20 protein-coding genes are annotated in these 18052 nt (G+C 56.8%); 8 read left to right on the top strand and 12 right to left on the bottom strand.

Features of this window, described 5'->3' with window-relative positions; translation table 11 throughout:
• Positions 1–35 precede the first annotated feature (35 nt).
• Together ACRZ9X_RS10880 and ACRZ9X_RS10885 are read right to left on the bottom strand one after the other, a co-directional pair.
• Entirely contained in the window at positions 36–1628 is a 1593-nt protein-coding gene (locus ACRZ9X_RS10880) for an ABC transporter substrate-binding protein (protein ID WP_480518671.1), read from the bottom strand.
• A 20-nt stretch (positions 1629–1648) separates the two neighbouring features.
• A complete protein-coding gene (locus tag ACRZ9X_RS10885; protein WP_480518673.1) occupies positions 1649–2464 on the bottom strand; it encodes an N-formylglutamate amidohydrolase in 816 nt (271 codons plus the stop codon).
• Positions 2465–3223: 759 nt separating this feature from the next.
• Between ACRZ9X_RS10885 and ACRZ9X_RS10890 the strand changes: the two genes are divergently transcribed.
• On the top strand, positions 3224–3370 hold the full coding sequence (locus tag ACRZ9X_RS10890; protein ID WP_480518675.1) for a hypothetical protein: 147 nt from the start codon (positions 3224–3226) through the stop codon (positions 3368–3370).
• A 189-nt stretch (positions 3371–3559) separates the two neighbouring features.
• Here the strand turns inward: ACRZ9X_RS10890 and ACRZ9X_RS10895 are convergent, their stop codons facing one another.
• On the bottom strand, positions 3560–4207 hold the full coding sequence (locus ACRZ9X_RS10895) for an RraA family protein (RefSeq protein ID WP_480518677.1): 648 nt from the start codon (positions 4205–4207) through the stop codon (positions 3560–3562).
• A 3-nt stretch (positions 4208–4210) separates the two neighbouring features.
• Positions 4211–5443 (bottom strand): aminotransferase-like domain-containing protein, encoded by a 1233-nt coding sequence (locus tag ACRZ9X_RS10900; RefSeq protein WP_480518679.1) that lies wholly within the window; start codon positions 5441–5443, stop codon positions 4211–4213.
• Positions 5444–5575: 132 nt separating this feature from the next.
• Between ACRZ9X_RS10900 and ACRZ9X_RS10905 the strand changes: the two genes are divergently transcribed.
• Complete coding sequence (locus tag ACRZ9X_RS10905) at positions 5576–6034, top strand: Lrp/AsnC family transcriptional regulator (protein ID WP_480518681.1); 459 nt, start codon at positions 5576–5578, stop codon at positions 6032–6034.
• Between the two features lie 85 nt (positions 6035–6119).
• Here ACRZ9X_RS10905 and araD read toward each other — a convergent pair whose 3' ends face one another.
• The gene (araD, locus tag ACRZ9X_RS10910; RefSeq protein WP_480518683.1) at positions 6120–7859 is read right to left on the bottom strand and encodes an L-arabinonate dehydratase; all 1740 of its coding nucleotides are present in this window, start codon (positions 7857–7859) and stop codon (positions 6120–6122) included.
• A gap of 486 nt (positions 7860–8345) precedes the next feature.
• Here araD and ACRZ9X_RS10915 point away from each other — a divergent pair, with 486 nt between their 5' ends.
• Complete coding sequence (locus ACRZ9X_RS10915; protein ID WP_480518685.1) at positions 8346–9155, top strand: HpcH/HpaI aldolase family protein; 810 nt, start codon at positions 8346–8348, stop codon at positions 9153–9155.
• Between the two features lie 151 nt (positions 9156–9306).
• Complete coding sequence (locus ACRZ9X_RS10920) at positions 9307–9513, top strand: DDE-type integrase/transposase/recombinase (RefSeq protein ID WP_480519098.1); 207 nt, start codon at positions 9307–9309, stop codon at positions 9511–9513.
• Between the two features lie 133 nt (positions 9514–9646).
• Here ACRZ9X_RS10920 and ACRZ9X_RS10925 read toward each other — a convergent pair whose 3' ends face one another.
• Positions 9647–11047: a DUF3179 domain-containing (seleno)protein gene (locus ACRZ9X_RS10925; protein ID WP_480518686.1), complete on the bottom strand. Its 1401-nt coding sequence runs from the start codon at positions 11045–11047 to the stop codon at positions 9647–9649.
• Positions 11048–11396: 349 nt separating this feature from the next.
• Positions 11397–12647 carry a GntR family transcriptional regulator gene (locus ACRZ9X_RS10930; RefSeq protein ID WP_480518688.1) on the bottom strand — a complete coding sequence of 417 codons (1251 nt, stop codon included), beginning with the start codon at positions 12645–12647 and terminating at the stop codon, positions 11397–11399.
• Between ACRZ9X_RS10930 and ACRZ9X_RS10935 the strand changes: the two genes are divergently transcribed.
• Genes ACRZ9X_RS10935 through ACRZ9X_RS10950 form a run of 4 tightly spaced genes read left to right on the top strand, consistent with a single transcriptional unit; the run spans position 12534 to position 14777 of the window.
• Positions 12534–13118: an ABC transporter permease gene (locus ACRZ9X_RS10935; RefSeq protein ID WP_480518690.1), complete on the top strand. Its 585-nt coding sequence runs from the start codon at positions 12534–12536 to the stop codon at positions 13116–13118. The genes ACRZ9X_RS10930 and ACRZ9X_RS10935 overlap by 114 nt on opposite strands.
• Before the next feature lie 29 nt (positions 13119–13147).
• Positions 13148–13783, top strand: a complete 636-nt coding sequence (locus ACRZ9X_RS10940; protein ID WP_480518692.1) for a shikimate dehydrogenase family protein — start codon at positions 13148–13150, stop codon at positions 13781–13783.
• Positions 13747–13962: a hypothetical protein gene (locus ACRZ9X_RS10945; RefSeq protein ID WP_480518694.1), complete on the top strand. Its 216-nt coding sequence runs from the start codon at positions 13747–13749 to the stop codon at positions 13960–13962. The genes ACRZ9X_RS10940 and ACRZ9X_RS10945 overlap by 37 nt, the downstream gene beginning before the upstream one ends.
• A gap of 44 nt (positions 13963–14006) precedes the next feature.
• Entirely contained in the window at positions 14007–14777 is a 771-nt protein-coding gene (locus tag ACRZ9X_RS10950; RefSeq protein WP_480518696.1) for an SDR family NAD(P)-dependent oxidoreductase, read from the top strand.
• Positions 14778–14810: 33 nt separating this feature from the next.
• On the opposite strand, the gene ACRZ9X_RS10955 is transcribed toward ACRZ9X_RS10950, so the two are convergent.
• The 5 genes from ACRZ9X_RS10955 to ACRZ9X_RS10975 all read right to left on the bottom strand — a co-directional run bounded on the left by ACRZ9X_RS10955 (position 14811) and on the right by ACRZ9X_RS10975 (position 18052).
• Positions 14811–15299 carry a glycine cleavage T C-terminal barrel domain-containing protein gene (locus ACRZ9X_RS10955; protein ID WP_480518698.1) on the bottom strand — a complete coding sequence of 163 codons (489 nt, stop codon included), beginning with the start codon at positions 15297–15299 and terminating at the stop codon, positions 14811–14813.
• Positions 15300–15328: 29 nt separating this feature from the next.
• Positions 15329–15664 carry a hypothetical protein gene (locus tag ACRZ9X_RS10960; protein WP_480518700.1) on the bottom strand — a complete coding sequence of 112 codons (336 nt, stop codon included), beginning with the start codon at positions 15662–15664 and terminating at the stop codon, positions 15329–15331.
• Positions 15642–15770 carry a hypothetical protein gene (locus tag ACRZ9X_RS10965; protein WP_480518702.1) on the bottom strand — a complete coding sequence of 43 codons (129 nt, stop codon included), beginning with the start codon at positions 15768–15770 and terminating at the stop codon, positions 15642–15644. Before ACRZ9X_RS10965 ends, ACRZ9X_RS10960 begins: the two co-directional genes overlap by 23 nt.
• A gap of 59 nt (positions 15771–15829) precedes the next feature.
• Positions 15830–15967, bottom strand: coding sequence for a hypothetical protein (locus ACRZ9X_RS10970; RefSeq protein WP_480518704.1), 138 nt, complete (start codon positions 15965–15967; stop codon positions 15830–15832).
• Between the two features lie 471 nt (positions 15968–16438).
• Positions 16439–18052, bottom strand: coding sequence for an N-acyl-D-amino-acid deacylase family protein (locus tag ACRZ9X_RS10975; protein ID WP_480518706.1), 1614 nt, complete (start codon positions 18050–18052; stop codon positions 16439–16441).

The raw sequence follows: 18052 nt of genomic DNA on the forward strand, positions 1-18052 counted from the left end.
TGAACCGGGGGCCAGAGACCCCCGGCGGTTTGTGCTTATTTGCGGCTTACGGTTGTTGCGCTGGTGCGCTCATCCTGCCGCCCCGTGACCTCCAGATCCGCGCGGTGCGCCCAGATCGTATGCTGGTAGTAGAGCGGGATGCCCGGCATATCCTCGACGACAACCTTCATCGCCTCGGCGACATGCTCGTTGGCCTTGGCCTCGTCGATTTCCACCGCCCAGGCTTTCATCGCCGCATCAAACGCGTCGCTTTGGTAGTTGGAGTAGTTTGACGCCCCAAGTCCCAGATCCTTGTCTCTCGACGCGAATGCGAATGAGATCATCTGAGCAGGTCCCTGCGGGTGGCCCCAGCCATAAAGGAACGCACCAAGCTCGCCATTCGACCGCTGACCAGCAAAGACCGACCAGGGCTGCGTTTTCAGGTTCACGGTAATACCGATCCGCGACAGATACTGCGTGACGGCCTGCGCAACGCGGGCACCGTTTGCATAGCGATCCGACGGAGCGAAGAAGTCGATGGTGAAGCCGTTGGGATAGCCCGCCTCGGCCAGCAATTCCTTGGCCTTCTCGGGGTTGTATTCCAGTTCCGGCAATTCCGGTGCACCCGTGCGGTATTTCGGTGCGAACTGGTTGGCCACGGTGGCTTCGCCGCCGAACAGACGGTCGGCAATGGCCTGACGATTGATCGCCATCGACATCGCCTTGCGCACGCGGGGGTCCGCCAGCGGGGCGCTGCCGTCTTCTGCAGTTACGCCACCGGCCCCTTCGGGGTTCACGTCCAGCACAAGGAAGATCGAGCGCCACGACGGCACAGCGGTATAGGCCAGCTCATCATTGGCTTCCAACCCGGGCAGGTCTTCGGTGGTTGGGTTTTCGATGATATCGAAATCGCCTGCCAGCAGACCGGCAAGGCGCGCGCCGGCATTGCCGATGGTGCGGATTTCCACCTCATCCCATTCCGGAGCTTCGCCCCAATAGTTGTCGTTCTTGACGAGATCGGCCTCGCCCGATTTGTCGAACCGAGAGATCTTGTAAGGCCCGGTGCCAATCGCCGCGTCACCGTTCTCGAAATCGGCGCGGGTCGGGTAAGCCGTGATACCGCAGTCGCCCTCGGCATCGTATTTGATCGGTCCCTCAGGGATATCCGCGCCCGAAGCGGGCAGGATCGACAGGAACTTCATCTTCTGGATCCAAAGCGGATAGGGCGCGCTCATCTCGAATTTCACGGTCTGGTCATCAACCGCGACCACATCGGCGATCGGGCCCATCGAACTGGTCAGCAGGTTACGCTTGCCGTCGATCAGATTCATCATCCGGCAAGCCGAATAGACCACATCCCGCGCGGTCAGCGGCTCACCATTGTGAAAGGTGACGCCGTCGCGCAGCTTGACTTCCAGAGTGGTTGGGCTGGTCCATTCCCATCCCGTCGCCAGAAGGGGGCTGTCATCCGCTGCAACCATGGCCTCGAACACATGCTCTTTGAGCGATGCGGTGGGCGTGCCCCCAAATGGGTACGGATCGATCGAACGCGGGGCGGATGCAAAGCCCATGCGCAGGGTTTCGGCGCTTGCCACACCGGGCAAGGCGAGGGTGGCGGCCAGCGCCAGTGCAGAGATGGTCTGTTTCATGGCTTTCGATTCCTGTTATCTCAGATTGCTGCTCGGGCAGGTTTTTGCCCCCGATTTTCGACGTAAGCTTTGTATTCCCGCAGGATCTCGGCGCAGTCGGCCTGAACCTTGTCAAAGTTCTTGTTCCGCTCGCGGGTGGCTTCGTTCATGTAGAGGTCGCGGCGAAGTTCAACCTGCAGGATATGTTGGCCAATTTCGGGCCATCCATACCGCACCGTGATTTCACCGCCGACAAAACGTTTGTTGATACCGACCTCGTAGCCGCGTTCGCGGAACAGGCGGGCCATCTCTTCGGTCAGATCAGGCGCGCAGGAGCCACCCGACCGGTTTCCGATATCGACCTGCGGACGTTCTTTGCCGCCGCGGGCTTCGCCATCAAAGCGGGTCATCGAATGGCAATCAACGATATAGACTTCGTCATGCTTCGCGTGCAGCCCTTCCACCAGCGACGTCATCGTCTGGTGATAGGGAATAAAGTAACGCGCCAGGCGGCCCTTGATTTCAGCCAAAGTCAGTTTGCGATCGTAGATCGGCTTGTCGTAGGCCTTGGACCAGAACAATGTGGCCCCCGCGGCGACCGAGCCGGGCAGAAACCGCCCGTACCAGTTGTCGGGGTCATCCAGCATGTTGGCATCGATGTCGTGCTGATGCCGGTTCACATCCACATAGGCGCGGGGAAAGTTCGCCTTGATCGTGGTCAGACCCAGATTGCGCCCTTCGGCAAAGATTTCGTCCATGTATTTGTCGGACGGATGATCGACATCCGCATAGGTCAGGTCGCTGCGATGACCGAAATCATCCGGGTAAACGTCGCCGGAATGTGGAAATGACAGCATCAGAGGGCTGTCGCCCTCAGTCACAGTAAGCGTCGGGTATGCTATTCCATTACTTATGATTTCAGAGTTCAGGTGCATTGGCTCGGTAAACCTCTTTTGCGAATCCGCTCGACATACAACTAAGTGGGACAAGATCGGTTCGAAATCTTATTTTTCTGCCGAAAGGATGTATAAGAGAGAGTTATAAGGGATGCTGCGCATCGCACATTCTTCTGTGCAGCCAAAATCTGGTTCGGAAGACAAGGGCAGAGCCGCTCGAATTCCGGCGACATGCATTTGGGTGCAGGGTCAACTGCCTGAATTTTTTAGCAATCCAGCTTGGGACGTGTGAGATGCTCGCGAATGAAGACGAGCACGAAATCGGTTGCTAAACGTGTTTTAGTTTGCTGTGCTGAGGCGGCAGAACTTGATGCAGCAGACCCTAACAGCTCATCATGGAGCGACAGATCGACAGCTTTGACAATGACCTGCTCGCGGATACCTCTTGCACGCTATTGAACCGGCCGTTGTTCGAGACTTCCCATCGCAGCGACACAGCCAACCAAATCGAATTTTCGCAGCAAGAACAAAGTCCTGATTCTTGAAAACTCACAAATCACGATTCGACGCGGGCGCTCGTAATCACTCGTCAAACATTTGCTTTCCGGTGTGCCAATAACACCGCGACGAATTCAAGCAGAACATCATTGGGTGTCGGGTTAACGGCTTTGTCCCTCGCGTTGTGCATTTTCGGCGGCGTAAAATGGGCGAACGGAAACTGTGTACCGCAGTCGCCGCGTTGCGCAGGACCCGATCATCATGGCCTTGAACACCGCGCAACGTGCCCGCTATTACACCTGCGTCCCGGTTCCCGGTTTTGAGTTGCGCCGGGACGTCCCGGTATCCATCACCGAGGTCGCTGGTTAGACCCTTCCGATAACAAAAGTCACCGAAGCCCCCGATGAAGCCGTCTATGGCGAGGCCTTCATCACGGCCCACACCGCCCAAATGAACGTTCTGGTGGCCGTTGCAACCTGTCAGAGAGCAAATTCCCTGGATTGTCTCCGTCGCCGCGGCGCGATCACAACTATCGCCGCTTCTGAATGGCCCTGACAGTCACAGCCCAAACACGTCCGTGGCGCGCTGGCCTGCTTTCAGACCGGCGATCCATTCAGCTTCTTGGGCTATTTTGTCTTTCGCATCTGCAAGGCAATCACGCGCTGTATCCGGAGAGACGGCAACAAGCCCGTCGCGGTCGCCCAGGATCAAGTCACCCGAAGCTATCTTGCATCCGCCGAAAGATACGGATGCGTTGACTTCTCCGGCGCTGGCGCTGGTGGGCCCCCGGGGCGTGACGCTGCGGGCGAAGACGGGAAAATCCGGCCATGAGCCCAGCATGTCAATGTCGCGTACGGCCCCGTCGACGATCACGCCTTTGCAGCCGAGGCCCCTCAGATGCCCACCCAGAATTTCGCCGATCATGGCGAATTCGGTTTCGCCATTGGCGGCGATCACCACCACGTCGCCGGGCTTCGCATGATCCAGCACATGAATGACGGCCCCGAAATCCGGCGGCGAAACCGAGACAGTCCGGGCTCGCCCCAGCAGATGAAGCGGCCCGGTTCCCAAGGTCTGCGCCCGGATCGCCGGATCGATCAGACAGGATGGCTGCAAGTCGGCGACTATACTTGCGGGCACACCCTGCCACGCCAGGATTTGGTCCTGACTTACGGGGGCATTTTCTGGATGGATGGTAATCGGCATTCTTTACCCTTTCTCGGTCAGTTGGCGCTGGACCGCTTTCGCCAATCGTTGAACGGCCTCGATCAGATTGGCCTCGTCGTTCAACGTGAAATTCAGACGGAGTCCCTGCCGGTTTTCCCCGTGGGCATCAAAAACACTGCTTGGTGAGATGCAGACTTTCTCTTCCAACGCAATCTCGAACAGGCGGTCCGTGTTGATATTTTCGTCCCGCGCGCGCGCCCAGACAAACATACCGCCCGTGGGTACGTCCCATTCAAACCACTCTGCCAGGTGGGTTTTCAGCGCTTCACAAAGGGCATCGCGGCGCCTGCGATAGATGTCGAGGACTTGCGTTTGGATTGACTCGATCAAGTCGGACTTCAGGATTTCAAGTGTGATGCGCTGTGTGATGCCGCTTGTGCACATGTCCGATCCCTGCTTGGCAAGCGTCAGAGCGGTAATCATCTCGGGCCTGGCGATCACCCAACCCACACGCAGGCCCGGGGCGATCAGTTTTGACATCGTGCCCAGGTAAACGATGTTGGACAAATTCCCGGCCCGAAGAGCCAGATCAAGCAGGTTTGGGGGCATATGGCCATCATAGCAAAGGCTGCCATAGGGGTCGTCCTCTACGAGCCATGCGCCGGTTCCATGAGATGCGCTCAGCAAGTTCTTCCGCGCTTCCAGACCCACCAACCGCCCGGTCGGGTTCGAGAAATTGGGCACGGTATAGGCGAACTTTGCACCGCTCATGGCCTGAAACGGATCAAACCCTTCATCATTCAGATCCATGTTTCGAAAGCGCGGGCGGCGGGGGCGCCAAGCATCAAGGGCTCCGAGATAGGTTGGAAACTGGCCCGCAACCAGATCCCCTTCGTCCAGCAACACTTTCCCCAGCAGATCGAGCGCTTGCATTCCGCTTGTCGTTATCAAAACGTTTGCAGCGGTCAGTTCGAAGTTCTCGGTTGAAAATCGATGCGCGACGATCGCACGCAAGTCTGGAAGACCTTCGATCGGGCCGTATCCCAGTGTCTCGGTCGGGTGGTTCTGGATAACCTTTTGGGCGAGGGCTGCGATCTGGCGACCGGGATACGTAGTCGGTTCGGGCAGACCACCTGCGATGTTGAGCAAACCGGGTATTTGGCCAGCGGCCAGAAAGGCGCGCGTTATTTCATTCGTCTCGGATGACCAACTGGCGAAGGACGCGGATTCGACAATCCGGTCACCTTCAGCGTCCAACGCGCTTTCCGACCCCATATCAAGCCTCCTGACTGCTTCAACCGCAGGATATTCGTAAACGCGCGCACAATCCCGGCGTTCTTTGCTTCCAACCCTGTCTAAATTGGTGATTAACGCTAAAAACTAATCCTAAACTAGGGAATAATGGCAATGCTCGACTCTGATGAAATCGACAAGCGAATTCTGGCTGAACTCCGGCGCGATGGACGTATTCCCATAAGCGACCTTGCCGAAATCGTTGGGTTATCGCCCACACCCTGCGCCCGCCGTGTCAGAAAGCTGGAACAGGCTGGTATCATTCGAGGCTATCGCGCAGACATTTCGCCCGAAAGTCTGGGAATGCCGATTTGCGTTCTGATCTCCGTGAAGCTGGCCAAACACAAACCAGACGGCCACGCGGTTTTTCAACAGACTGTCAAACAAAGCCCCGAGGTCTCGGAGTGTCTGATGGTCACCGGAGCGGCAGACTATATCCTTAAAGCCTGGTTTCAGGATATCGACGCCCTGCGCCTGTTCATCACGACTACAGTGCAAAACCTGCCTGAAGTTGCTGAAACCTCGACGATGTTGGTTGTAGGGGAGTCGGAAACCGGATTCGGAGCGATGTGATCCTCGCGGCACCGCGCTTTCGCTGTGACGGGTTCTTACCAACCGCGCGTCATTGTTAAACTTAGGCTGACGTACAATTGCGCCGCTAAAAGATTTCAGGTTCTGGCACAGGACTGCCGAAATCGTGCCGGAGAAAGTCGAAATCACAGCCCTTGTCCGCCTGTTCTATATGGCGTGAAAACACCCAGCCGTAACCGCGTTCATATCGTGGTTCTGGCGGAGCCCAAGCGGCGCGACGGCGGGCTAGTTCTTCGTCGGGAACTTTCAGGTTCAACGAACGGTTTGGCACATCCAGTTCTATGATGTCGCCGTCCTCGACAAGTGCAAGCGGACCGCCCACGAAAGCTTCGGGCGCGACATGCAGGATGCATGCGCCGTAGGACGTACCCGACATCCGGGCGTCCGAAAGGCGCACCATATCGCGATGGCCCTGTGCCAACAGCGCTTGAGGCATCGGGATCATCCCCCATTCGGGCATGCCGGGGCCACCTTGCGGCCCGGCGTTGCGCAAGATCAACACGTGATTTGCGGTGATCGGATAGTGCGGATCCTCTATGATCTTCTTCAGCTCGGGATAGCTGTCTGCGACTATGGCTGGGCCGGAATGGGTCATGAATTTGGGGTCCATGGCGGCCGGTTTGATGACAGCGCCGTCTGGCGCAAGGTTACCCTTCAGCACGGCCAGCGAACCTTCGTGGTAAACCGGGTTGGACAGGGGGCGGATGACGTCGGGATGATAAGTGCGCGCGCCCTCGATGTTCTTTTCCAAGCTTTGCCCGGTCGCTGTCGTGACGGACAGATCCAGCTTGTCGCCCAATTCTTGCATTAACGCGGGCAACCCGCCCGCATAGTAGAAATCTTCCATCAGGTAATCTGACCCGGAAGGGCGAATATTGGCGATCACCGGTGTCGAGCGCCCGATTTCGTCCAGGTCTTCCAAGGTTAGCGGAACGCCTGCCCGCCGCGCCATCGCAATCAGATGAATGATGGCATTGGTCGAACAGCCTGTGGCCATCGCCACCGTGACGGCGTTTCGGGTGCTCGCTCGCGTCATGATCTTGTCGGGGGTCAGATCTTCCCAGACCATCTCGACAACGCGCCGACCGCAGGCAGCGGCCATGCGTTTGTGGCTGGCATCGGGCGCCGGGATGGAAGATGCGCCGGGCAGGGTGAGCCCCCAACCGTCAGCGATGGACATCATGGTGGCCGCGGTTCCCATTGTCATACATGTGCCATAGCTGCGGGCGATGCCACCCTCGACACCCTGCCATTCATCTTTTGTGATATTCCCGGCGCGTCGCTCGTCCCAGTACTTCCAGGTGTCGGTGCCCGACCCCAGCTTCTCCCCTGCATAATTGCCGCGCAGCATGGCGCCGGCGGGCAGGAAAATGAAAGGCAGACCCATGCTGACGGCACCCATGACCAAGGCCGGAGTAGACTTGTCGCAACCGCCCATCAGAACCGCCCCATCCACAGGGTGCGAGCGCAGGGTTTCTTCTACTTCCATTGCACCGAGATTTCGGTAAAGCATAGACGTTGGTTTCAAAAACTGCTCGGCAAAATCCATGACCGGCAATTCCACCGGCATGCCTCCTGCCTGCAAAACGCCACGCTTAACCCATTCGGCACGATCGCGCAGGTGGTGGTGGCAGGGCGACAGGTCAGACCATGTGTTGACGATTGCGACAATAGGTTTGCCTTCCCAGTCTTCACCGCTCAATCCCATCTGCCGCGCACGCGAACGATGGCCCATCGAGCGCAGATCGTCCGGGGCAAACCAGCGCGCCGAACGCAGGTTTTCAGGTGTCTTGCGGGTCAAATGCATCCCTTTGTTTTGGGAAACCCTGCAGTAATAAACGCAAGGTGTCGAGTCTGGTCACTGGTCGGAATGTACCCACGACGATGTTTTTGCCTTTCGAGCATTGGGAGCGCCTTTCCGGCTTGGGCTTCGTTATCATACGTCACCCATATAGCTCGACCGTTTGTGCCAATTCATCCCCAGGTTTGATGGACGCACACTTCCCCAAACACCATGGGCTGTAGTTCAACCCCATAGAGCCAGGCCGTGTTGACGTCCTTTTCCGAGCGCATCAGGAGAACAGGTATGAATGCTGCCACCTACCCGGTAGGAGCGAATCTCGGTGCGACTTCGGGCAGGACATTGTTGATAAGCCGTTTTTTTGCGGCTTGTATGTTATGAGAACATCCCGACATCTTTGTTACCAGCGGACCTCGCCAAGTTCGTGACTGAAACGACGACGAAGCAAGATGCGCCGTGTGACACGCGCAGCGATTGATACAGGAGAGCCCGATGCAGACGACGAATATCAAAAAGAAATGGGACGCCGGACTCCCAACGGTCAACGGTTGGTGCTCAATCGGTAGCACCGTTACGGCAGAGATTATGGCGGCACAGGGTTACGACAGCCTGACAATCGACATGCAGCACGGGGCGCTCGACTATCCTGCGGTGTTGCCAATGCTTCAGACTATGCGCGCCTCGGGTGCGACGCTCTTGGTTCGGGTTCCATGGCGCGAGGCAGGTTCCATTATGAAAGCGCTGGACGCAGGTGCGATGGGTATCATCTGCCCCATGATCAACAATCGCACTGAGGCCGAAGAATTCGTCTCATACACGCGATATCCGCCGGAGGGCCAGCGCAGCTTTGGCCCGACACGGGCGTCGGTTGCAATGCCGGGCTATGGCGTTGATGCCAATCAGCATGTTCTGGCGTTCGCCATGATCGAAACTGCCGACGGTATGCGCAACCTGGAAGACATCGCGGCAACACCGGGTCTAGACGGAATTTATGTCGGCCCGGCGGATCTTACGCTGGGTACCCAACAAGGGCGTCTGCAACCCGGTCTGGATCGAGAAGAGGCCGAAATGATCGCGCTTATCCAGCAAATCGCCGAAACCTGTAGGCAACACAAGATTGCCGCCGGCATTCATTGCGGGTCCGCTGCATACGCGGCACGCGCCATAAGCTGGGGCTACAACATGACAACAGTTTCCGGCGATGCGCGCCTGTTGGCCAGTGCGGCGTCGAACACAGTGTCTGAATGGCGCAACCTCACCAAACAAGCAGGAGAAAACAACGATAACGCCAGTGTGTATTGAAAACAAATCGGATTTCCGGGCATCGGCGGCCGGTTCGCTATCTCGTTCATTAACACTCAGTCTTCGGAGGATGTAATCCCTGTCGCGGTGTCCAGGCCTCATTGCTGCAAAAGCGCAGAATATAAAGCGTCACAAATGCCGTTCGTGACGCATCAATGAAACCTATGCGACACTGAAAGGCACGTGGGTTTATCTTTGCCGAGAGGTCGACAAACACGGCAAGACCCCGAAAGTCATGTTGTCCAAGAGCCGGAAGAGAGCTGCTGCGACGAAGGTCTTCGCCAGTCTTCATGAGGCGTGCAGAGCTTCCTTGTTTGAACGTTTGCTTCGCAACGGCTGCCGGGCAGCGGGGCGATGATGTAAAAGGGGTATAGGCGCTTCAAGACTTGGGGGACTGAAAGCGCTGAGTTGGTTCGTGGACTGCGAACCCCTGAATAACACATGCCCCGGTTGAAGATGACCGCATCTCAGAAGGCTGACCAGAACACCTTTCAGTGTTGCCACAACTCTGTATCGGGATGGAATTGAGACCAGGCAAACCAAAACGCTTGGTGGCTGCCAAGGTCCGACCCGTCCTGGCCCACGGCTCTTATCCCGCCGGCGACAAGTTCCAGCTGAACGTTTTCGACAACGATCTCGTCGCCGCGTTTCAAAGCCAAAAGCGCGGCGCTTCTTTGAAACGCAACGGGTTTGCCCGAAGCCGTAACAACACCAATGATATCTTCATGAACCGGCAAACGTGGGTCGACATCGCCGATCGGAAAGATGGGGCCGTTTGCGTCTCGACCGTTGCGGAAATCCGGATCGCGACCCAGCGCATAACGCTCAAGCAACACCGTGGTATCCGGATATTCCTGTTTCCACGTGCCCCAATCCGTAGTGACCACTGTAGCTTGATCGAGCTGCAGACCTTTCTCGGACAAGGGTCCGGTAACAGCATGGCCCAAAAACGTGTCAAACACAGAGTAGGTGTTCAGGTCGTACATCACTTTGTTGGACCGGTTAAGCAACCCCGAAGTCCGCAAAATCGGACGCTCGATCCCTTCAGGCAAACCGTCGGTAAAATAGGCCTGCGCGGCCCCGCACAAAGTACAATACGGAATGCCAAGGTCACGACCACCCAGAGTGTCGTTCACCATCTCGCGGACTTCCATGATACGGCGTGGATACGCCCTATGTTCGCCGTTTATGGAAATGCCAAAAACGATGTCGTCGTCTTTCAACCAGGTTGCATCTTCAGCACTGCTGGTCTGAGGGTTGTCAGCGGCAGGGATACAATTGCACCCGTCATCGGTTTTGTCATAAGGACGGTCATCGATCAGCACCCCTCCCCAGGACACCATCCTCCAATCTACATCGCCTTCGGCAAAAATAGGTTCCCATCCAGGAACGATACTGGTGAAAATCGACCGTTTGAAGGAAAGATAGTCGGGCGGTTCCGGAATGTCCCAGGCAATAAGGTGGTCGGTGACAACACCCCAGCTGTTTTCAAGCCCGATCTCTTTACCCAACAGCGTAGCGGCGGCATTTGTCAATTCAGCGTTTAATTGCTGCGAGGGTACAAATCGCATCAAATCGCTGATGATCCACGCCAACCGAGGGTCACCGGATGATGCGACTTCGGCCAGTGCCAGCCTTTGGTTTTCACCCCATGTCGAGAGTGCAACACTGTCAACGAACGCAACCCGAAGCGCAAATTGCATTGCGGTGCTCAGCGGGTCAGTCGGAAGATCTGGTGGGTGGCCAAACTCTTCTATCACGTATTCAGGCAACTGCTTTGCCGTTTGCGCTTGCAACGGCTCCGAGTACACAACGGTCAGTTTCAGAAACGACGCCAACAACAGAAGGCACCCAAATGCACTGCTTTTGCGCATCATCAACGAAGCTTTCATATCAACTGTCTCCATAAACCTACCTATTGTCGGAGCAAGAGCGCGCCTGAACATCGTTGTTTTCGCAAAACGACCTTGCGTAGCATCCGGCGAAAGGTTGGACGATCTGCAGAAGCAAGCAAAATCACGTTTTCGCCAAGCCTTGTGAGCCGGGGCAAGCGAGTCAAAGCCTCGGCACGACCAGTGCCTTAGATATTGCGTCGCGGTCTATATGTACGAGCTTTATTTGTGGCTTGGAATTACGCAAAAAGCGGCACTTTTCAATCATCACCGCTGCGCCAACAGCAAACGGTTGATGTCGTTCAGGATCGTCGCGAGATGGAGCCACCCCCGCTGGTTCGCCTTGGTTTCAGACTGGTTTGAGATAACTTAAATCTGCATCTGCGTTATCTGCGGAAAAACGGCTCAGACGTTCCATTGTGGTTTGTTGGGATATTTCAAGATGATCGACGAGCGCAGTACAGGCCGCTTCCCGATGACCAGATAAGATCGCTTGTAAAATTATCTGATGCTCTTTGGCAAAGAGGGTCTCTGGATGGTACCGAGGGTAATAATAGCTGTTAAAAATGTGAACCAATCTGCATTTGCGCAGCATGGCCATAAGAAATTTGTTGCCGCAAAATGAAAGTACCCGATCATGAAGGTCCGCTTCCAGTTGGTGGGATGAATAGTGTTCGGTCTGCGCGCTTGCTGTAGCGACCCGTTCGAGGCGGTCTTGAACAAAGGACCTGTCGATGCGATCGAATCCTTCATTTAAGGCATACGGTTCCAAGAGTTTACGAACGGCGAATTGCTCGCCAAATGTCTCTTTGTCGAACCGGTTCAGAATCCATCTTTGCCCTTCCAACCGCACAATATTGTCTGCGATCAGGCGAAACTGAATGTCATTCAGAACGGTTCTGCTTATTTGATGCTGTTCGGTCAGGTTAGAGGGTACAATCCTGAATTCGCCGGTACTTGCAGCTGCCAGCAACTCGGATTTTATAGTGTCATAACGCTCCATCAACTTGGTGTCGCGTTTCCGCTTTTTTATGTTCGAAAGGGGATGCTTCTGGTCTGTTTCAGGTATCTCTGGCTTGGACGCAGCTTGGGGACCCGCAATAAAAAACCCGCGTTTCCCTGGCCGCACGCGAACCTGACCGAGGACACGAAGTTCATGCAACGCGTTCCGCGCGGTCTGACGGCTGACTTCAAAATGATCGGCCACGATTGACTCGGTCAGACAGGTTCCATCGGGAATTCGGCTGGTCGCAATCGCGTCAGACAATCTGCCCCTGATCTTCGTGTACATTGAACCGGAAAGCGCCTCAGCCAAACCACACTTAACTTGAAAAACCACTTTTGTATGCAAAAGGCCAAATTTAGGCTGGCATTGACCTGTCCGTCGGCTCCACCTTTGCGGCGGCGGGTATCGTCGGTGCGGCGCTGGCGACGGGGGGCAGACCGAGTCTTTTTCTCTGGGCCGCGGGGAACAAGAGGCGATCTGGTGGTTCTGGGCCTTTGCGGCGGCCGTACTTGTGGGGACAATGGCCGGGCTTTTGCAGGGCGTCACCACAACGGTGTTCAATGTGCCGGCGTTTGTCGTGATTCTTGGCGGCATGTCCCTGTTCCGGTAGTCCTGTTTGTCTGCGGAACAGCTCTGGCATGGTACGTCCTGAACTACACCCGTTATGGCCGCAGCATTTACGCTGTAGGGGCCAACCCCGAGGCTGCGCCACTGTCGGGCATCAACGTCAAATTCGTGATTGCAAGTGTCTACACGATCACCGGATACTGCGCCGGGCTGGCAGGGTTTGTTCTGTCTGCCCGCCTGAATTCCGCCGAAGCCGTGGCAGGCGTCGGCTTTGAACTTCGCGTTATCGCCTCGGTCGTCATTGGCGGCATCAGCCTGTTTGGCGGCATCGGGTCTGTTCTGGGAACCGCAGCCAGCGCGTTGCTGATCGGCGTGCTTCTCAATGGCCTAGTCATGCTGAACGTCAAACCCTTTTGGCAGCAGATCGTGATTGGCATCATCATCGTGGCCGCCGTAGCCTTCGACACCTACATCAAATCACGAAGCCGCAGCAACTGATTGCCCCGGACGGACAGGCGTAGAACATCATGAAATTCAAGACAGATCTGGTGAGCGTCATGGGTAAGCCGGTTTGGGACAATCCCAGCGAACCCATGGTGCACGCGGCGTCTGATCACCGCGGCTTGGCTTGGCGCTATCTCACGCTGGAAGTCGCTGAGGACGGTCTGGAAGCGGCGGTTCAGGGACTTCGTGCCATCGGCTTTGCCGGGTTCAACTGCACCATGCCGCAAAAAATCGCTGTGATAGATCATCCGGACGAGATCGTTCCGTCCGCCTCGTTGATCGGCGAAAACACGGACGGGCGCGGGCTGGTGCGGGCACTGGAGGGTGTTCAATCCACTAAGGGGTTGAACGTCGTCATGCTTGGGGCAGGGGGCGCGGCTAGCGCCATAGCAGTCGAACTGGTGCTGGCGGGTATCCGACATCTCACAGTAGTGAACCGCGATAGGGCACGCGGAGAAGCGCTGTTGGAGTTGCTTCAATCCGATGAGTTGCTGGCGCAAACGAATGGATTCCCGACCTCGTTGAACCCTTGGGGGGTCAAATCCGGTTACCGGGCGATTGCGACGTCTTCGTCAACGCGACCTCGATTGGCATTTACCCGAACCCCGACGCGGTTGTGCCGTTGGATTTTGACAGCTTTCCCGCATCCGCGCTGGTGATCGATGTGGTGCCCAACCCGCCCAAAAAGCCGTTGTTGAAACGCGCAAATTCCGCCGGATGCCAGACAATCGAGGGATTGGATATGCTGATCGAACAGGGGCGGTATGGTATCGAGCTTTTGACAGGTGTCAGCCCCGACAAGGCCCCTATGCGGCGCCGTCTGAAACAGGTTATCTGAAACCCACAATTAATCATTCAGCCCTCTGGAAGGATATCTACGCCATGGTCAGCCCCCAAAATCCGAATTTCGCGACCTATCCCAGCCTTGCGAATAAAACCGTCTTTGTAACCGGCGGTGCGTCTGGCATCGGCGCTGAGATCGTTTCTGCATTTGCCGCGCAGGGCTGTCAGGTGGGCTTTGTCGATATGGACGAGCAAGCCAGCAAAAACCTGGTCGATACTGTCGGCGGAGCGGTGCAATTTGAAATTTGCGACCTGCGCGACATTGATGAACTCCGCGATCGTTTTACAAAGCTGGCAGACAAAATCGGTCCGGCACAGGTTCTGGTCAACAACGCTGCCCGCGACGATCGGCACGACTGGACCGATGTTACCCCGGAGTATTGGGATGATCGGGCGAATACGAACCTGCGGCACATGTTCTTCGCCATTCAGGCGGTGGCCCCGGCCATGATCGAAGGGGGCGGAGGCTCGATCATCAATATGGGGTCCAATTCCTGGTGGGAGGCCGGAGGCGGTTTCCCCGCCTACACAACAGCCAAGGCCGCCGTTCACGGCCTGACCCGCACGATGGCACGCGACCTTGGGCAACACCGCATCCGTGTCAACACCGTCGTTCCGGGCTGGATCATGACCGAACGTCAGAAAACGCTTTGGGCAACACCGGACGCGTTGGAGAACCACCGCGCGCGTCAGTGTCTGCCTGACTTGATAGACCCGGTCTATGTGGCCCGCATGGTGGTCTTCCTTGCATCGGACGACGCAGCCATGTGTTCGGCGAACAACTATATGGTCGAAGCGGGATCGATCTGAGCGTTCTTTCGACGGATTACTCAAATCGCCTATTCACTTGGTAAGTCTGAAAGCTTCAGCGTTCACAGCTCTGCGAAGGATCTGTCTATTTGAGTATGATTTTTGGCACCGCATGAACACGTTTGTCCTTTCAGTTTTGCTGATCCGGCACCCGTGTTTATCCGTCGGCTTTTCGCCGCTCCTCTTGGCATCATAGGGCGTGCGTAAGTGGGCGTTTGCGGCATATCTCGTGCCCGCAATGTCGATCTCGAACGAATTGTTGCGGTTAAAATCCTCCGTCACACGCTCGGGTGCGTCCACCTGACACAAGGTTGCCGTCGGGCCAAGCGTGTGACCAAAAGCGGCCGAGCGGACCTCTCCAATCTCGCGGCCGTTGCATAGAACAGCCTCGCCGCCCCAAAGCTGAGCTGCGTCATCGTCCAGCACCAGTTGCACGATGCGGGTTTTCAGGTGATCGGGATCGTCTTTCGCCGCCAGCAGCGCCGCCTGGCCCATGAAGCCGTCGGGCTTATCGAAATCCATCGCAAAACTCAGCCCAGCCTTAAGCGGCGTCAGTTCGCGGCTCCAGGCGCCGAGCCTTTTTCAAGGCGCAGCACAGTCAGGTCGGGCTCATACCCACCGCGTTCGTTCAACAACCCGGTATTGGCCGTCTGCCCCACCGACACGTCCACATTCGCCGCACAGATGCGGTTCAACTGCGCGCATGCATCACGGCCCTGCACCAGCAGCTTGGCGAATGAGCTTTGGTCGAAAACCGACACGCCCTCGCGCGTGTTCTTGTGTTCGGCAGCCACCGCATCGTGCCAGTTCCGGCGGCCAAAGCTGTACTGGATTTCGGGCTTTTCGCTTTCGGTGCAAAGTAATTCACCCGTTGGCGTTCGGCTCAAAGCCACCCATGACCGGACCACCAGTTTCTTCTTTGAAATAGATATAGCCGTCAGGGACATGCAGAACGGGCAGGGCGGGATGCACGCCCTCAATCTGCTCGGTCACGACGTAATACCGTCAGCCGAGTGTAGCTGCACATTGACACCGCACATCTTGCCCAATTGTCACGCCCACTGGCCACCGCAATTCACCACGATCTCGGCATTAATTGTGCCCTGATTGGTGATAACGCCCGTGACAGTTCCGTCCTTGGTCAGAATGTCGGTGACCTTGATCTCTTCCATCACCTTCGCGCTGCTCACACGCCCCCTCTCACACATGCTTTGCATGTGTTGTCGGGCAAGGGACGTTCAGACAGGCCGTGTCGATCCATAACACCCGACACAGCTCGATTTTTGACATCGGGCGCCAATAGTTTTTTGTCGCAAGAACCTTGAGTGCGGCGTTATTCAGCATGGCTTCCGCCAACATCCGTTTCAGACGGTTGTGCCCATTCGGCGCGGCGTTCGAACCATTGGCGCTTGTGCCTCATTCCTGCGCACGCAACGTCTTCGCATCCGACACGTTCATGCCGCTAAACTTCGCCTTGTATTGTTAGAACGTGGCATCACGGATCCCGTGTTTGCGGCACAGTGCCTGAGCCTTAAGCCTGTCCCTCCATGCCACATAATCGGAGACGGGCTGACCGCCGCTTGGAGCCCGGATAGAGGGCTGGCCGGCAGCGGATGTAATCTCATTGGCGTGACCATGACCACATCACCTGGTGAGCAGGATTACGATGTTACGCTGAAATCACGCAAAACCTGACCTGAGTTGTTAGACGTTCGCCGACCGTTCCTCATCGCCATTTGTCCATTTACAAGAACATGAGCGATACCAGATGCATACTTTCTTGGGTTCCTAGCCGTTGCGTTGCTGGCGATGTTGGTCTGGTCGAACACGCAAATGTCAGCCTTTTGTCCTTTGGCCAGATACCCGCGGTTTTTTAGGCCCAGCCGCTGGGCCGGTATCGAGGTCAGCTTGGCCACACCTTGTTCGAGCGTGAGCACGGCTTTGTCGCGCACATAGAATTGCAAGAACCGAGCTGCCCAACCATAGCCCGACAAAGAGCCGATGTGGTCTTTCAGAATGCCCTCATTTGCGATTGCGACCGTGTCAGAAATAACGGCACATTCCGGTTGGTCCAGACACAGTTCCACATCCGAGTTGCGGAAGGATCTGGAGGACCACATGCAGGCCATCAAGTTCTCGCCTTCCTCCAGCAGGATATCCAGCACCGCATCATAGGGATGGCAGTTGCGCATCCGCCCGATCTCGGCAAAGTCGGTGCCAACGATGTCCTTGTTGACGGTGGCGTTCAGCAGGATGATGTCTGACCATTTCTCGGCCTTGACGATCAGCCACATGGGTTGAGGGTTGGCCTTGATCTTTTCACGGCACTCAGGATCGGCCAGCCGTTTCAGCACATCATCGACCGATCCCGCCTGTGCCCATTTCGGCAGGATCGCGGCCATCAGCGTGTGGTTCCAGTCATGCGGGATGACATCAAACGCGATGTCTACGTCGTGGCGACGCGCCAGTTCGATCATCTCAAGCGTATGATCCATCGCGTAATCCGGCGCGCCGAATTTGGGTTGGATATGGCTGATCTGCAGCTTGGCACCAGATTGGCGTGCGGTGGCGATGGCTTCGGCAAAACCCAGATCGTAATGCGTATCGCGGTTGCGCACATGGGTGGCGTAGAGGCGTTTGTACTTGGCCGCAACCTCGCACATCGGCACCAGATGCTCGGGCGCAGCAAGGCTGCCGGGGAAGTATTCCAGACCCGAGGAAAAGCCGCCCGCGCCTTCGTCCATGCACTGATCGACCAGACGCGCCATTTCGGCAACCTCCTCGGCCTCACCCGGGTGCAACTGATCGCCCAGAACCGCGCGATGCACTGTGCCGTGGCCGACAAAGGCCATCACGTTCACCCCCAGATCCGTGGCGTCCAGCACGTCCAGGTAGTCACCGAAGCCCAGCCATGTGTCATGCTTGGCCTGATCGGTGTACCAAGGCGCGACGCGGCTGATGTCACCGGGCGTGTTGACCGGCGCGCAGCTGATGCCGCATTGGCCGATCACCTCGGTTGTCACGCCCTGATGCACCTGGCTTTCCGCGCGCCCATCCGCGATCAGGGTGAAATCGGAATGGGTGTGCATGTCGATGAACCCCGGAGCCACCACCAGACCCGAGACGTCGATCTCTTGCGCAGCCTTTTGCGCCGGAAGCTCTCCGGCAGGAACCACGGCGGCGATTTGTTCACCTGTGACCGCCACGTCGCCCACATAGCCGTCCTGTCCCGTGCCATCGACGATGGTGCCGCCTTTCAAAACAAGATCGAACAT

It is taken from the genome of Ruegeria sp. AL1 (assembly GCF_056540905.1).

Bases quoted from the DNA above. Each gene is read 5' to 3' on its own strand.
- ACRZ9X_RS10925 (WP_480518686.1), bottom strand. From the start codon at position 11,047: ATGAAAGCTTCGTTGATGATGCGCAAAAGCAGTGCATTTGGGTGCCTT.
- ACRZ9X_RS10880 (WP_480518671.1), bottom strand. From the start codon at position 1,628: ATGAAACAGACCATCTCTGCACTGGCGCTGGCCGCCACCCTCGCCTTG.
- ACRZ9X_RS10955 (WP_480518698.1), bottom strand. From the start codon at position 15,299: ATGGATTTCGATAAGCCCGACGGCTTCATGGGCCAGGCGGCGCTGCTG.
- ACRZ9X_RS10905 (WP_480518681.1), top strand. From the start codon at position 5,576: ATGCTCGACTCTGATGAAATCGACAAGCGAATTCTGGCTGAACTCCGG.
- ACRZ9X_RS10930 (WP_480518688.1), bottom strand. From the start codon at position 12,647: ATGCCGCCAAGAATCACGACAAACGCCGGCACATTGAACACCGTTGTG.
- ACRZ9X_RS10895 (WP_480518677.1), bottom strand. From the start codon at position 4,207: ATGCCGATTACCATCCATCCAGAAAATGCCCCCGTAAGTCAGGACCAA.
- ACRZ9X_RS10885 (WP_480518673.1), bottom strand. From the start codon at position 2,464: ATGCTGTCATTTCCACATTCCGGCGACGTTTACCCGGATGATTTCGGT.
- ACRZ9X_RS10975 (WP_480518706.1), bottom strand. From the start codon at position 18,052: ATGTTCGATCTTGTTTTGAAAGGCGGCACCATCGTCGATGGCACGGGA.
- ACRZ9X_RS10900 (WP_480518679.1), bottom strand. From the start codon at position 5,443: ATGGGGTCGGAAAGCGCGTTGGACGCTGAAGGTGACCGGATTGTCGAA.
- ACRZ9X_RS10950 (WP_480518696.1), top strand. From the start codon at position 14,007: ATGGTCAGCCCCCAAAATCCGAATTTCGCGACCTATCCCAGCCTTGCG.
- ACRZ9X_RS10940 (WP_480518692.1), top strand. From the start codon at position 13,148: ATGAAATTCAAGACAGATCTGGTGAGCGTCATGGGTAAGCCGGTTTGG.
- ACRZ9X_RS10915 (WP_480518685.1), top strand. From the start codon at position 8,346: ATGCAGACGACGAATATCAAAAAGAAATGGGACGCCGGACTCCCAACG.
- araD (WP_480518683.1), bottom strand. From the start codon at position 7,859: ATGCATTTGACCCGCAAGACACCTGAAAACCTGCGTTCGGCGCGCTGG.